Consider the following 15,291-nt stretch of genomic DNA (forward strand, 5'->3'; position numbering starts at 1 on the left):
CTAAAATCTAAAATCTAAAATCTAAAATCTAAAATCTAAAATCTAAAATCTAAAATCTAAAATCTAAAATCTAAAATCTAAAATGGCATGACTATCGCCAATAAGGCCGGCCCTTCCAAAAAACTCCCACCGTAACTCCGATGAGTGCAGCTTCCGATAAACTTGCTAATAAACCAGGTATGGGTAGGAATGACTTTAACACCAAACCCAAGAGCACGCACAAAACTAAAACCCACAAACTAATTCGGTTGAGCAAAAATTGTTGTTGCCAATACTCTAAAAAGTACACTGCTAAAGCTCCCATTCCCACAGCAGCAGCGAAAGGTATCAATGTTCCGAGGGAGGAGCCGTAAAGAAGCGTCACCCCGTTGCGGATTGGCCGCGATTGCGTGAAACCCCAGGCTAAAAATAGCTCCAGTCCAATCACGATTGAGTTGACGAGGGCGGCAATTTGCAGCATTTCTCGCCAAGGTAAAAGTTTTAAGCGCCGCAGAAAATTGTTCACGATCGGCAGATTAGGTAGGTTGCTTTGATTTTATAACAGTTTTGCCCTGGCGATCAACCTTTGATGACAATTTGTGAAGTAAAATAAAGATATAGAGCAGTCTCTTGACAAATTCACCCTGAGTGCCTGCCTATTAGTTGTTGGAACCGTGAAAGGAAAAAAGTTATGGTGGAGAACACTGTCGATTGTGCTGTAGCTTGCGTCAATGGCTGCGTTCTGGGCGACAAGTGCCCGAAGCGGGAATACGCAGAAGCAACGTCCAACTTTATTGAAAATACTTCTCTGGATAAAATGCTAGAAATAGCAGAGGAAGCGGTGAGAAGGAAACGGACGGAACCCCCCAAATGGATAATTCCTGATTTTCCCGAATAGAATTAACATCCCCATTAAAAAGTGATCGCCCGTTGCAAAAGGGCGATCGCTTTTTGTATTCCCAATGAAATAGCCGATCGGAAGCAATATATTTCCTGGGAGAGAAGCTAAAAGCTTAAATAGCAATTATCATACTACTTAATCATAGCCAATAGCGATTAATAAAAACAATTCAGGTCAAGCCAAATTCCGACATTTTAAATTTAATTAAGTTCAAAAACCAACAGGATCAAGTATCGTGGTACAGCAAAAAAAAGACAACGCAAAAACAACAACAGAACGCGATAATGTGGGCGAATTGCCTCAAGAAATTACCGAATCTTACGGTACCGGCGTCATCGATCAATCGGGATTGAGCCAAGACGACATAACAACCCTGCAGGACAGCAGTTCGGAATACTCTTCCACCAGTGCCCAAATCGGCGGCGAGGATGGCGATCCGGCTGCGGAACAAGAAAGTGCCACGGGCGAGCAATCTGTGGGCGGAACCGCGCCTACTCCCGACCTGGATATGGTTGACGAACTCGGAGCCGCTGCGGGCATAGAGATGGCGGATGGGGCTATTTTGCACACAACAGATATGCTTGAACATCGAGATGAAAGTCGGTGGGAATTAGATCCTAGTTCTGCGGAAGATTATCAGGAACGACCGGATTTCTAGGTCTATTTGGTACAAAAAAATAGGTACTATAATAGGAGCGGGTTCACCAGTATCCATACTTACAGCATATTCGGTGGTTCATGAAGTACAGTATCCGCCTTAATTGTTGGTACATTTTTATGTAGGGTGCGTCGCTGCTCATGTTTAATGGAACTTGCAGATTGACTGGTGGCGACGCACCTTACTTACGACAAGATTGTGTGTACCGCATATACATGGAATATGCTGTAATCTTCCAAGTATTTGTAAATCCGCCCCTCCTCACTTTTGCTCTCGCAACACGTATCCAACTCCCCTAACCGTATGCAGCAGGCGTTTTGAGTTACTTGCTTCTAACTTAATCCGTAACGCACGAATATACACTTCAATAATGTTTGACTCGCCCATAAAATCGTAACCCCAAACTTTTTCTAAAATCCGGTCGCGGGTAATGACTTGACGGGGATGTTGCAGCATAAATTCTAACAAATCAAACTCTTTGGCAGTGAGTTCAATTAGTTGACTACTTCGATAAACTTCACGGGTTAAACCGTTCAATACTAGGTCTTCAAATTGTAAATTATCCGGGTCATTTGCTTGAGTTCGGCGCAGACGGGCTTTGACTCTCGCGATGAGTTCTTCCATACTGAAAGGCTTAGTAACATAATCATCGGCCCCAGCATTTAATCCAGTCACGCGATCGGGTACTTCATCTTTTGCTGTCAACATAATTATTGGTACTTGAATACCAGTCGATCGCAACCTTAAACAGATGTCTAATCCAGAGATACCGGGAAGCATCCAATCTAAAATTAATAAATCCGGTTGAGTATCACGAGCGATCGTTAATCCATCCAATCCGTTTGGGGCGACAGTGACGTGATATCCTTCAAGACTAAGTTCAGATTCGATGAACTTTGCCAGTTTAGGGTCATCTTCAACAAGGAGAATGCGATCGCTCATAGCTGCGGATTCCAGACAGGTAAGGTGATAGTAAAAATACTACCTTCTCCCGGTTTAGATCGGAGCGTAATACGTCCTTCCATGCCTTCGATCAGGCTTTTGGCGATCGCCAATCCCAACCCTGTACCGTCTCTAGAGCGCGTCATTGACTCATCCACCCGGTAAAACCGCTCAAAAATCCGGTTTTGATGGGGGAGAGAAATACCAATTCCGCGATCGCTCACATGAATCATCACCTGGTGTTCCCTCTTTTCTAATACTAACTCAACTGGTTGTTCGGGAGCAGAATACTTGATTGCATTATCAACTAAGTTAATTAACACCTGTTGTAAACGATCCTGATCCGCACAGGCTACAACATCCTGATCCGTTGACACCAAAATAATTTTTCGATTGCTAACTTTTTGACTCATCTGGGCCACCTCAGCCACCAGAGTATTCAAGATCACCGGATTCAAACGAAAGTGCAAGTTGCCACTATCAGCCCTTGCCAAATCAAGCAAATCTTCTAACATCCGAATCGTGCGTTCAGTTTCCCCAACTGCTGTTTCCAGTGCTTGTTGCTGATAGTCACTTAAGTTAGTGCTGCGACGCAGCAAACTTTGTAAATAACCTACTACAACCGTCAGAGGAGTGCGTAATTCGTGGGAAACATTACCGACAAATTGGCGTTGTTGCTCCCAAGAACCCGACAATCGAAACAACATCTCATTAAAGGTTTGCGCTAGTCCTAAAATCTCATCAGGAGCCTGATGCAGTTGGAGTTTGGCCGCCTGCAAATTATCAGCAGACAAAGTGCTAGCTACCTGACTCATATGTTCCAAAGGATGGAGAGCATGACGAATGCGACTGGCGATCGCCAACATTAACACTAAGATTACCACAATACTGACAACAATTAGACTGCGAATCCCATCATTTAATTGACGTTGCTCATCAGTGATATCTTGAGAGAAATATACCGTACCCAGTAACTCATTTTTTATCCTCAGAGTTCTGCTAGAGATCACCAAGTAGCGATCGCCCACCTGAACAAAAGTCGGCTCAGCAGGTACTTCCGTCAACGATATCATCTTCGTAATCTTAGAAGATTGCAGATCCATATCAGGTGAATTTACCAAAAGCATCCCATCATTTCGCTTCACCCATACCATGATTCCTCCTGTGGAAGCTTTATGCACACTTCGGGTTAAGCCAATTTCTAGTGAACCCATTTCACTATAAAGCTCAACCTGTTCGGGAAAGCGTATTCCAATGTATTCCAGGGTTTTTTTATGAGCACCGACTAGATTTTGCGACCTTTGCCAGCCGGCCCAAAATGCCACACTGCTCAGTGCTAAAATCGAGAGTACCAGCAATTCCAGCGTCAGGCGAAACTGAAGCGAAGAGGTGGAAATTCGCTTGCCCGTGAGATAGTTGATAGCGGCTCTAACTTGGCGATTTAGCTTCATTTTATCGTCAGGTAGTGAGGAGAATTAAGGAGTAAAATTATTTCCAATTTAACTAGATAAAATTAGTATCGCGTGGAACCGACGAAAGTTGGTGCAGCCGCGATCATCGCCCGCTATATTTGAGATTTGTTGATATTTTATTTCATCAGGCTGCTATCTTAAAAGTTTTCTGCTGTGCCTTGAATCTGGTTAAACTCAAATCGTCGATCGTAATCTGTTACACCATAAAGATTAAAACTAATGGTTGGTTGATCTCCCAGTGCTTCCACATGATGAATCGCATCGGGCATTAAGCACAAAACGTCACCAGGCGCAAGCAAAATATCGCCCACTGTTGTGATTTTATCGGGAAACTTGCGAGTTGGCGATCGCTGCCAAAAAGTATTTTTCTCCTGTCCATCAAGTAGCGCCACCAGTCCCCAACTGGCATGATTATGAATCGGAGAAACAGCACCCGGAGCCCAAGCCACCAACTGCACCGTCAGAGGAAAAAATGGTTCATCATACAGTGTTTGTACTGCCCAGCCTGTCTCAGAGTCAGGCTCAAGTAGAGCAATTTGAAACCAGGAAGAACTATCTAACAACCTGCGGACAAGGGGACAAATTGCCTGGAGTCGTAAATAATCATCACTAATTTGCTCTAATACATCTTCCAAGTCAGTTAAAAAGCGGTAAAGTCGGTAGGGATGAGTCAAATCTTCAATTTGACTTGTAGGCTCAAAAGTATTGCACTGTCCATCATCAGTCACTAACCAGTCTTTTCCTGTCATAATTTTTCAACTCGCGGTTAAATTACTGCACTACTAAGTTTCTCATCAGCAATCTTGGGTTGAGAAACCAGATATCTAGCAAGAAACCCGGTTGCTAAGCCGACAGTGCATCAAGGACTCTCAAGGATAGTCAGGGTTACTCTCTACTCTATAAGACATTCGGGGTAACTAGATGATGCGTTCCTAATTTCCAGATGAATTTTTGCTGAATCAAGGGACGTATAAAGTATTCAGAGTTTTATCTCCCATCCATCTCTTCCTCATCTAGCACTCATTTTATTGAGCGTTAATGCAAATAACCTCAAGTCTTGAGGGCAACCAAATGTCAGCACAATTGCCAGAGACGAAAAACTCATAAGCAAACATCTGGCATGGAGTTACTAACAATTTATCGGGAAATTAGACACATGAAAGTAAAATACATTACCACGATCGCCATTGCCACCATTATCGGTTTGGTAACAACTAATTTTAGCTACGCCAATTCCAAGGCTGCCACAAACTTAAACTCTACAACCGTTTCATCCAAGGTTGCACAATCCAACCCTTGTGCTGGTAAAGCCAATCCTTGTGCGAGTAAAGAAAATCCTTGTGCGAGTAAAGAAAATCCTTGCGCTGGTAAAGCCAATCCTTGTGCTGGTAAAGCCAATCCTTGCGCTGGTAAAGCCAATCCTTGCGCTGGTAAAAGCAGCACAGCAAGTGTTCATCCTCAATTCTACAACGAAAAAAGTGTGGCTCTTGATGGTCAGGATGTCGTAGCCTATTTCACCCAAAGCAAATTAGTTATGGGAGTTAGCCAATTTAAACATAATTGGGCTGGAACAACTTGGATATTTGCTAGTGCAGCAAACCGTGATATGTTTGCCAACAATCCTGAAAAGTATGCTCCTCAATACGGTGGATATTGCGCCCAGGGTACCAGTGAAGGGCATCTTGTTGTCACTCAGCCTGACGCCTGGAAAATCGTTAATGGGAAGCTTTATCTCAACTACGATAAAACAGTACAAGCACAGTGGATGGGGGATATCCCTGGTCACATTGCTTCAGCTAACAAAAATTGGCCTGCTATTCTCAATAACAAAGAACTGTTCCGCTAAGCTGAAAGTGATGCAGAAAATTAGTCCTTAACCGCCACGGACGTAACCTCCAGCATTTTTCATTTGTATGGGGTACAAAAAGGTAATTGTAATTGCGTTATTGCGTAATTTTAAAAGCTATACCTCACACAATTGGCAACTGCTATATTTTATGAGCGAACAAAATATTCGCTGACTTATCCTTCATAAAGCGTGTTGGTAGTCAGGACTTCAGTTTTATCTATGCCGATGAACAATTACTATTAGTCCTGACTACAAACTTACTGTGGTTAGATGGCAGGATATGATATTATGTATCGCAAAAACCGGGTTGATGAAGCCAACCCTCCTCAACAAAAAGGTGCTGTATGGAATTTAAAGATTTTCTGGCTTTGCTGCATCCTATTTTAGCTGTAGCGATTGTTTTTCCTATGCTTGGTGTTGTTCTCAATATGGCGTGGCAAACTATGCAGCGTCGGAAGCAAATTGCATCCGGGGATAAGAGCAAAATTCCACCTGTAGTCGGTTCAGAACACGTCAAAGCAGGTCGAATTCTGTCAGGCTCTGTGGTAGGAGTGACTTTGTTGGGTCTAGCCTACCCGATTTTTGAGCATATTTTGAGCAAGGATGTTTGGAGCAAAAACTCGTTTCAGGTCATTTTCATTGTGCTGATGTTTGTTGCAACTGTCGCCTCTTTGGTCATGCTATATCGAGCGACACCCGCTTTATGGCGCGGCATATTTGCGACCCTAACAGGTACTGGTTTGGTGATTCTTGGCACTCAAGATGGCGTTTATCGGCGAACCAATGAATGGTATTGGTCTCACTACTACATTGGCATCGCCGCTGCGCTAATTATGGTTTTTTCCCTTGCCATCATTGAAGACATTTACAAAGACCGCTCAAATCGCTGGCGCACTATCCATGTCATCTTGAACTCGATCGCTGTGCTGCTATTTCTGGGACAGGGAATGACCGGAACCAGGGATTTATTAGAAATTCCTCTGAACTGGCAAAAACCTTATATTTATACCTGTGATTTCACCAATAAAACCTGCCCAAAGCCGTGAGCGATCGCATTACTTCGAGATTCCAGTCTCAAATGAGTAGAAATTAGACGAATAAACCCGGTTTCTGAATGTAACAAAGTCCTGGTATCAACAGGAGTGAGAACGAGAAACCGAGTTTATGAAGCCCGGAGTGCGTCACTCCTAATCAGTCATAAATCTTAATCATTGCGAGTCAAACCCTCAAGGCTAACTTGCAAAATCGACAAACCCAAAATTAGCAAAAACAAAACCAGCCCGATCGTACAAGCATAGCCAATTTCCAAATCCTTAAAAGCCCGTTCGTAAAGATAATAAACAACCGTCTTAGAACTATTGCGAGGCCCGCCCTGAGTCATAATATAAACTTCTTCAAAAACCTTAGTAGCAGAAATCGCCGAAATTACCGCAACTAAAACTAAATAAGGCTTCATCAGCGGCACAGTAATATCCCAGTGCTTTCCCAAACCATCAGAACCATCAATAGCAGCCGCCTCATAAAGTTCTGCCGGAATAGCTTGCAGCCCTGCCAAATAAATTACCATGTAATAACCCAATCCTTTCCAGATAGTAACGGCCATCACGCTAAAGATTGCTAACTTCGGATTAGCCAGCCAAGAAACAGGAGGTAAACCCAACAATTCCCCCAACTGATTTAGCAGTCCAGTCTCAGCAAACAGCCACTTCCAAGCAATCCCAGCGACAACCATTGAAATCACCGCCGGCGTATAGTATGCTGCACGAAACCAGTTCATCCCCTTAAGTTTTTGGTTGCACAAAATCGCCATTCCCAACGGTAGAACAACCAATACAGGCACAACGCAGGTGAGATACAGCAGCGTATTCGTCAAAGTTTGCCAAAATACTCGATCGCCCCACAACCTCTCAAAATTCTTTAAACCCACCCACTGCGGCATTTGAGTCAAATCATATTCGTAGTTGGTAAAACTCAAATAAAAAGCTTGCACTGCCGGCCACAAAACAGTCAAACTCAAAATAAATAAAGCCGGAAGCAAAAACAAATAAGGCGTCAAGTAGCGTCGGGAAAAAGTAACAGACATAAATTAATTATTAGTTATTAGTTATTAGTTATTGGTTATAACTGGTTCCCAGGCTGAGCCTAGGAACCAGTTATTTCTTAGTCTGCAGAGGCAGACTTCGTTTGTGTAGACGCGGTTTCAACCGCCGAGTAATCAAGAGGTAACAAACTAATCAGCCCCTACAAACAATTGTTATTTAACTCCAGAAAACAAAGCCTGCCAGTCTCCGGGAGAACTGCCATTTTCCCCCTCTTTCACCTCAAAAGTAACATTGCAAGCTTGAGGCTGTTCCAAGGCTTGCACGCACAATTCTGCAATATCTTCCCGACTGACTTTGCCCCTAATATTGTCTCCTTGCTCAAATATTAAAGCTTTGCCTCCCGGTTCTTCAGTCAAAGCGCATGGTCTGACCACAGTATAAGGTATGCCGCTCGATCGCACGCAATCTTCCCCTTTCAACTTCCAAGTCAAAATCCCCCCCAACATATCATTCATCCTGACAGCCGGCGGTTCTTCTTCCAAGTTAATTCCCGGGCGGCCAGGGCGGGTAACTCCTGCCGAACTCACCATCACAAATCGTGGCAAAGTCTGTCCCCCATCAGCTTTAATAGATTCTAACTCCAGTTGAAAAATACCCGGTGTAAATTTCGGGTTGAGCGCGCCATCATATTCAAACTTGCTCAACATTAACTGAAAAGAAAAAATACTGCTGGCATCAAATTTAGAGCCATCTTTGACTGTTTTGGCGCGAAATACAGGGATTAACTCATCAAAGGGAACAGTGACAGTAATCCAGATATTGTAAACAGTATCAAACGAATAGCAATAGCCAATTCCATCCCATTTAGCTTCGCTGCGAACAATCAATTTGTAGCGCTTCCCGTCTCCTTTGACACGTAGTTGGAGGCCGCTACATCCTGCGAGATTGAGCGGAGTATCAAAGTTGCGGGTACGCACCGAAGCAAAGCCGCCCGAGTTGGCAGTAGAAACATTGCCTGTGAATAAAGCAGTATTGTCTGTCAGCCGAATCGAACTTTCGCTGGTGCCGCCCATCACAATGTCGTCGAGCGCCCCCCAAGTTTCTTTTAAATCTTGGCTGGGTTTTGTGAAGTCAAAAATTGTTTTTTCGCCTGCTTGAATTAGCTGGCGGCGAACAGCTTGCACTAAATTATTGAGGCCTTTGTATTCGACTATTTCGGGAACATCCACAACTTCCGGCATATAAAATTTGATGCCTTGATAATATTTTTCCCGCGTTGGGGTGTCTCCTTCTATCGGTTGAACTTTGGTGCCAGTACAGCAGATAACTGCTTCTATGCCCTCGGTTACTAGCGGTGTTAGGGTTTCTGGGAGAGTGATATCTCCTTCGACTAACTCGACATTTTTGCCGAGAATTTCTGTTGCTCTTTTAGCATCTCTGACGAGGGCTCGCACTCTATATCCCCGCTGTTGCAGCCGCTTGACAACTCGCTTCCCGACGCCGCCGGTGCCACCGGCTACCAGTATCAGTTTGGGTTGGTCTTTTTTACTGTTGCTGCTGCTTCCAAAGAGTTGTTGCAGCCAGCTAATGCTGCCAATGAAGGGAATGACGCCGAAATAAGCCAAGGTTTTGAGAAACCGGCCGGCATCCCATTGGGCGGTTTTTTTTTCAGTCATACTAGCTTCCTCTGAATTGGCTCAAATCTACTTAGCTGCTTTTGTATTTTAATCGAATTTTCGATTTTTGAATTGGGGCGATTTCCTAGCCTTGGGGATAGCTTCGCTAGCGCGGACTTTTTTTCACTTGACAAGGGGTGTCGGATGAGTTTGGCTCAAGGGAATCTCAATAATCAACTCGGTTCCCTCTGCGGGGGCAGAAATGCAAGTCAATTTGCCACCGTGTTGTTCTACCACAATTTCGTGGCTAATTGCCAAACCTATCCCCGCACCTTTGCCCACCTGTTTTGTGGTAAAAAACGGCTCAAAAATTTTCTGGTGAACAGTTTGGGTCATGCCCCAACCGTTGTCCTTGATCCGAACTGCTACGGCTTTTTTTCCCGGACAAAGTTCAGTCACAATCCGAATTTGTCCGTACTTAACTGGCTCTTCTTTGTCCCCGCCGTGCGACGATAAATTATTGTTGACAAAGGCATCTTCGAGAGCATCAATTGCATTGGCAAGTACATTCATAAATACTTGGTTGATTTGAACTGCGTAACACTCAACCAAAGGCAGAGAGCCATATTCTTTGATGAGATGAATTGCGGGGCGATCGGGCTTCGGTTTGAGTCGGTTGCTCAAAATCAACAAAGCGCTATCCAATCCGTCGTGAATGTCAACTGGTTTAATTTCTGCTTCATCAATTCTAGAGAAATTTCGCAGCGACTGAACTATCTCGCGGATGCGGTTAGCTCCTACTTTCATTGAACCCAGCAACTTCGGTAAGTCTTCAACTATGAACTCTAATTCTGCTATTTCTATTTGTGCTTGAATTTCTGGCGAAGGCGATGGATATTGCTGAGCGTAAAGCTGCAATAAATCGATCATTTTGTGACTGTATTCATTAGCATAGCTAAGATTGCCGTAGATGAAGTTAATCGGGTTAGTGACTTCATAAGCTACTGCCGCCACCAACTGTCCCAAACTTGACATTCTTTCGCTTTGCACCAATTGAGTTTGCGCCCGCTTAAGCTCGGACATTGCTGTTTTCAAATTAGCAGTTTTTTCCCGTTCTCTGGCGACTGAGGCTTCTAGTGCTGTATTTAATTTTTCGAGTTTATCGACTTGACACAGCACTATATTAATCATTGCTTTTTTCAGTTCCAATGCAGCGTCTATTTCGCATTGTTTCCAAGGCAACGATTTGTACCTCACATTTTCTTTCCACAGCTCGAAGGATTTTCGAGGAGACAGTCGAGGGTTGCCCTCTTCATCGGTTTCAACTGGTTTGTTGGGGTTTCCTGCCCAATTTACGGTCTTAATTACTTCCGGGCGAAACCACAAAACGTATATTTTCTGTGTCGGCGATATTGCTATAGCCAAACACCCGCTGGCCGTGTCTTTAAATTCCTCAGCTTCTGGATAGCATTTGGTCAGCGAGTCTGTATAAAAAATTTCTTTTTTGAGGTTATTTTGCACCCAATTAGTTAAGTATTTGAGCGCTTCTCCTTGAGGTGTTTGCCCTACTTGATAGCAATTCTCTCCAAATACTATTGCGGCTCCCTGGGCGTTGACTGCTTCTAGCAAATTATGCTGACATTTTACTAACACTTGTGACAAGTTTTCGGAGGTGGATATGTCTTCAAAAATCTTGGTTTGAATGGATTTTAAGTGTAGTTTGTAGTCGTAGTCTTCGTTTCCTTCTTTTGATTGCAGTTCTAAGGACATTACTTGCCCGATAAATTCGCAGGCTGCGCGCAATTCATAGTTGAGGTGTTTTGGTGTATAGTTGTGGCAAGCAATCAATCCCCACAGTTTTTTGTCTTTGATTAACGAGATTGACATCGAAGCTGCAACGCCCATATTTTGCAGGTATTCTATGTGAATGGGAGAAACGCTTCTCAATACGCTGAAACTCAGGTCTCGCGGCTGGGTCGTGACAGCATTATTTCCTGAAACAAGGGGGACTGGTTGATAATTAATATCTGGGATTAACCTCAGCCAATTTAACGCATACAGTTGTCGGGCTTGTTTTGGAATATCTGAACTAGGGTAGTTTAATCCTAAGAAAGGACTCAGCATTTCTGCTTTGTCTTCAGCGATTACAGCGCCGTTGCCTTCGTGGTCAAATTGATAGACCATAACTCTATCAAAACCAGATATTTTTCTGACTTCTTCTACAGTTATTTGAGATAATTCCTTGAGATTTTTGGCGCTTTGAATTTTGCTGATAGTAGCTCTCACTGAATGATAAAAACTAAAAACAGAAAGATTTTCTGGGCTGGTGGCCAATTCCAACTCGACCATCAATACTTCTTCTACTCGGTGGAGGATGCAGTCAAATTCTAAATATTTACCTTTGTTTATGACAGAGAGTTTAATGGGATTAACGGTTTTTAAGTTTTCATTACACAAACAAAGCTTGAGTTTTTTTAGTTGAACTCGATTGAAGAATAAGCTCAAATTTCGACCGATCGCACTTTCCGGCTCTACTCCTAACAAATCTTGCGTATTTTCGCTGACTTGCAGTATTTCTAGTTCAGGTTCTCGTACAACAAGTAGCACCCCGTGTGGCTGAATGTGCCCCGATATGTGAATGGGTTCTCTGTCGCAGTTTGTCAAGTCAACTTCTTCGAGTGCGGGAATTCTGATTTGTAGATCCATTTTTTTGTCTTCCGCTGTAAAATGTCGAGAGGGTTCTAATGATTTGAAATTTGAGAGCACATTGGCTTTTCCATAATAATCTCATATTGTTCGATCGCATAACGGATCGATCCCTGGACGGACACTGAGAATCAATCATCCGAGAATCAGCGAATCAAAAAAGATTTAGTCGAAAATCAGCCTGCAGTATTTGTTGCTGTGAGACCAGCCTCAGCTTTCTATAAATTTTACCGACTTGGCTCCTATATACTATCGCTTCCCGATGTTAATTATCATAGCAATTGTTGCCATTCTTCAAGTATGTTTAATAATTTGCCAAATTTTTAATAGTTGTGTTAAAATTTGCCCTGCTGGAAAAGGGGGAGAGAAATGCGTCTCCAGAGCGGCCTACTTACTGAAATATTAAGTTAAGGTAAGGGTGACAAGATCTGAAAGTCAAGTCACGCTAAGCTCTTTAAGTATACCCAACAGGCCCGACAATTAGACAGATGATCGACTTCAATACAGTTACTGAATTTTCTCATACCTACTGCATAGCTATCTGTGCCTTTTTAGTTCCGGCAAACTTGCTGACTACTTTGCAGACAGCGATTTTGACAGGACTAAACCGACCTCGAATGCAAATTTGGGCGTCTGTGGTTGTCGCCAGCCTTTGGGCTACAGCAATGATATTTCACGTTTTTACCTGGTTCGCGATCGGGGTAGTAATGCCTCCGACATATATCTTGCTAGTTATGGCCATCACTTGTCTGACAATCAATGTCTGGGCGATCGCTCATCCTGCAAGCATGATGCAATTAATTCGAGTTGCGGTATCAGTTGTTAGGGGAGCTTTCAGAAGGAATAACGATTTAGTTGTCTAAGAGAGAAAGATCTAGTTATCTAGCAACTCAAAAAGAATTTGGCAGGGGGTAATGTGAAAAGTTTTCGGGAAAATATTGGTTTCAGAAGAGTTTTTCGGGAGGCAAATCATGCTTCCGAGGGCTGAGTTTTCAGCGGTTATTCCGGTTCGCGATCACGACAATCTTCTGTTTCCGGGCCGCGGGGATGGATCGTGCAGTTGAGCAGGTAGCCGCCATCGCTTCTGCCGTAATAGTAGCGGCATCCGATGCAAATTGCGGGAGGTTCGATCGCGCTTTGGTAAACCGGATAATCCGCAGTCGCCAGCAGCGAAAAGTCCCGCTGCGTCTGAACATTCCCGATAATAGCGCCGGAGAGTTCGACAGCTTGGCGGATGTTTTCGAGCCTGGTATAAGGCGGTAGGTAAATATCAATACAAAGGCGTATGCCCTGGCTATCCTGCTCGTGGCGGGTAATAGTGCCTCCGAGCAAACCGACGCGCGAAGCAATAGCCGAGGAAAATTCGCTCAGGGAGGTGCAGTAACCGGAGAAAACGTGAATATGTTCGTCCGTAGTAGCTCTCACAGTCAGGCGAGTGGGAATTCGTACTCTCAGGTAAGCGTCGAGTTCGTCAAAAACCGGTTCGGCGAGGGAGAGCATTTGGTTTGCGTCTTCGTGGTTGAGCCCAAAACCCTTAGAAACCTTGGACACGAGGGCTGCTAAAATATCAAAAACTTCGGTTAACAGCGATTGGAGCCTGCTATCAATGGCGATCGGACATTCTCTCAGCAGCTTTAAATAATCCTCCAAACGATGAGCAATGCGCTGAATGCTGCTAAATCCGAGCATAGCTGCTCCCCCCTTAATCGAGTGCGAGGCTCGGATGAGCTGGTGTATTCTTTGGGGAACTGGCACGGTATTTTGCAGATCTTGCAAGCCTTGTTCGATAATTTGGATCTGTTCTGTGGCTTCTTCGATAAAGTAGCCGATGATCCGCTGTAGTTGTTCTGGCAGCATAAATTTATTCTCCTAAAGGCAGCCGAGTATTATTAGTCATTACTCAGACATTTGATAGTTTTGAATCGATATTTCACTGATGAGTTATTGGGTTTTTTAAGCCCTAATTTGTTTTATTCTGACTCACGGCAACTGTAGTGGCAATGTCGAAAACTGTTAACTCTTAACTGTTGACAGTAATTTTTTTTGCTCCGACGGTAGCGGTTGCTACCCCCAACAGCAGCACCGCAGCACCTGCGAGTACCGCCGGCGCTGGCACTTCCCCAAACAGCAAATAACCCAACCAACTCGCCCCAACCGGTTCAAACAAGATGGCAAGAGTTACCAGAGTTGGGGAAATCTGCACTACGGCCCAGTTCAAAATGGTGTGGCCGACTAACTGAGGCAAAGCGGCCGTTAACAAAATATAAAAATATACAATGTCTGGGTAATTAGTATAAGTAGTGCCGAAGGCGAAGGGGAGAGGCAGCAGGACGATCGCAGCAACAGTATAGGCGATCGCGATATAGCCACCAATTCCCAGTCCCCGCCGCTGAGCTTCCCGGCCCAGCAGCAAATACAAGCTGACAGCCCAGGAACCAGCCAGAGCAAGGAAATCGCCAAGCAGTTGGCTGCTGCCAGCATGGGCTGCGCCCGCACTTCCCAGAGCGATCGCCATTCCCCCAGTCAAGGCTATAGTAATGCCAGCGATCGACATTTTGCTGAGTTTTTCCCCGAACCAGAAGCGCGACAACAGCGCTACCCAGACAGGATTTGTGGTGACAAGGGCTGTCGAGGCGGCGATCGAAGTATAAGAAAGTGAGGTAATCCAGAGGGCAAAGTGCAGGGCGAGACACAAACCGGCTGCCGCAGCATAGCGCCGAGCTCCCGGTTGCAGGGCCTTCCACTGAATTTTCCGCCAAGCCGGAAGCAGAATTAAAGCAGATAAAGTCAGACGAGAGGCCGCGAGCACCAGACTGAAACCCAAACCGCCCGCCCCTGCTGAAAAGTTAGCCAGACGAATCAAGATTGAGGAAGTTGAGACGGCTAAAACGCCGATAATTAATACTAGGGCGATCGACCAATTAGGTGCTTGTTTCGGAAGATTCATTTTTTAGGCATTGGGCATTGGGCATTGGGCATTGGGCATTGGGCATTGGGCATTGGGCATTGGGCATTGGGCATTGGGCATTGGGAAAATTTATATAGCAATTTTCACCGAAAAACGAGCGGGAAGCCCCTGGCTTTAGACATGGGGAGGAACGGGGCTGCGGTTTCAACCGCCTTCTT

At 44.4% G+C, this 15,291-nt stretch carries 14 protein-coding genes; 5 read left to right on the forward strand and 9 right to left on the reverse strand.

All coding sequences use genetic code 11. The annotated features are described in order from the left end of the window. Positions 1-91 precede the first annotated feature (91 nt). Complete coding sequence (locus tag QUB08_RS22675; RefSeq protein ID WP_333227321.1) at positions 92-505, reverse strand: peptide chain release factor 1; 414 nt, start codon at positions 503-505, stop codon at positions 92-94. Positions 506-670: 165 nt separating this feature from the next. Between QUB08_RS22675 and QUB08_RS22680 the strand changes: the two genes are divergently transcribed. Together QUB08_RS22680 and QUB08_RS22685 are read left to right on the forward strand one after the other, a co-directional pair. Further along, positions 671-877: a hypothetical protein gene (locus tag QUB08_RS22680; protein WP_190740439.1), complete on the forward strand. Its 207-nt coding sequence runs from the start codon at positions 671-673 to the stop codon at positions 875-877. A gap of 238 nt (positions 878-1,115) precedes the next feature. Continuing rightward, positions 1,116-1,538, forward strand: a complete 423-nt coding sequence (locus QUB08_RS22685) for a DUF6335 family protein (protein WP_333227323.1) — start codon at positions 1,116-1,118, stop codon at positions 1,536-1,538. 261 nt (positions 1,539-1,799) lie between these two features. Here the strand turns inward: QUB08_RS22685 and QUB08_RS22690 are convergent, their stop codons facing one another. The 3 genes from QUB08_RS22690 to QUB08_RS22700 form a co-directional block, all read right to left on the reverse strand. Beyond that, the gene (locus QUB08_RS22690) at positions 1,800-2,480 is read right to left on the reverse strand and encodes a response regulator transcription factor (protein ID WP_333227325.1); all 681 of its coding nucleotides are present in this window, start codon (positions 2,478-2,480) and stop codon (positions 1,800-1,802) included. Further along, positions 2,477-3,931 (reverse strand): HAMP domain-containing sensor histidine kinase, encoded by a 1,455-nt coding sequence (locus tag QUB08_RS22695; protein ID WP_333227327.1) that lies wholly within the window; start codon positions 3,929-3,931, stop codon positions 2,477-2,479. The genes QUB08_RS22690 and QUB08_RS22695 overlap by 4 nt, the downstream gene beginning before the upstream one ends. 158 nt (positions 3,932-4,089) lie before the next feature. Next, the gene (locus tag QUB08_RS22700) at positions 4,090-4,701 is read right to left on the reverse strand and encodes a cupin (RefSeq protein ID WP_333227329.1); all 612 of its coding nucleotides are present in this window, start codon (positions 4,699-4,701) and stop codon (positions 4,090-4,092) included. Positions 4,702-5,072: 371 nt separating this feature from the next. Here QUB08_RS22700 and QUB08_RS22705 point away from each other — a divergent pair, with 371 nt between their 5' ends. Further along, positions 5,073-5,798 (forward strand): YHS domain-containing (seleno)protein, encoded by a 726-nt coding sequence (locus QUB08_RS22705; RefSeq protein WP_333227331.1) that lies wholly within the window; start codon positions 5,073-5,075, stop codon positions 5,796-5,798. Between the two features lie 347 nt (positions 5,799-6,145). Beyond that, positions 6,146-6,847: a DUF4079 domain-containing protein gene (locus QUB08_RS22710; RefSeq protein WP_333227333.1), complete on the forward strand. Its 702-nt coding sequence runs from the start codon at positions 6,146-6,148 to the stop codon at positions 6,845-6,847. Positions 6,848-7,005: 158 nt separating this feature from the next. On the opposite strand, the gene QUB08_RS22715 is transcribed toward QUB08_RS22710, so the two are convergent. The 3 genes from QUB08_RS22715 to QUB08_RS22725 form a co-directional block, all read right to left on the reverse strand. After that, on the reverse strand, positions 7,006-7,884 hold the full coding sequence (locus QUB08_RS22715) for a sugar ABC transporter permease (RefSeq protein WP_333227335.1): 879 nt from the start codon (positions 7,882-7,884) through the stop codon (positions 7,006-7,008). 171 nt (positions 7,885-8,055) lie between these two features. Next, positions 8,056-9,519 carry a CIA30 family protein gene (locus QUB08_RS22720; protein WP_333227337.1) on the reverse strand — a complete coding sequence of 488 codons (1,464 nt, stop codon included), beginning with the start codon at positions 9,517-9,519 and terminating at the stop codon, positions 8,056-8,058. A 123-nt stretch (positions 9,520-9,642) separates the two neighbouring features. Continuing rightward, on the reverse strand, positions 9,643-12,165 hold the full coding sequence (locus QUB08_RS22725) for an ATP-binding protein (protein WP_333227339.1): 2,523 nt from the start codon (positions 12,163-12,165) through the stop codon (positions 9,643-9,645). 488 nt (positions 12,166-12,653) lie between these two features. Here QUB08_RS22725 and QUB08_RS22730 point away from each other — a divergent pair, with 488 nt between their 5' ends. After that, positions 12,654-13,028, forward strand: coding sequence for a hypothetical protein (locus tag QUB08_RS22730; RefSeq protein WP_333227341.1), 375 nt, complete (start codon positions 12,654-12,656; stop codon positions 13,026-13,028). A 136-nt stretch (positions 13,029-13,164) separates the two neighbouring features. On the opposite strand, the gene QUB08_RS22735 is transcribed toward QUB08_RS22730, so the two are convergent. Both QUB08_RS22735 and QUB08_RS22740 read right to left on the reverse strand, forming a co-directional pair. Next, complete coding sequence (locus QUB08_RS22735; RefSeq protein WP_333227343.1) at positions 13,165-14,022, reverse strand: Hpt domain-containing protein; 858 nt, start codon at positions 14,020-14,022, stop codon at positions 13,165-13,167. A gap of 163 nt (positions 14,023-14,185) precedes the next feature. After that, positions 14,186-15,112, reverse strand: a complete 927-nt coding sequence (locus tag QUB08_RS22740) for a DMT family transporter (RefSeq protein ID WP_333227345.1) — start codon at positions 15,110-15,112, stop codon at positions 14,186-14,188. Positions 15,113-15,291 lie beyond the last annotated feature (179 nt).

Origin of the sequence: Microcoleus sp. BR0-C5 (assembly GCF_036705045.1) — a bacterium.
Lineage (GTDB): Bacteria > Cyanobacteriota > Cyanobacteriia > Cyanobacteriales > Microcoleaceae > Microcoleus.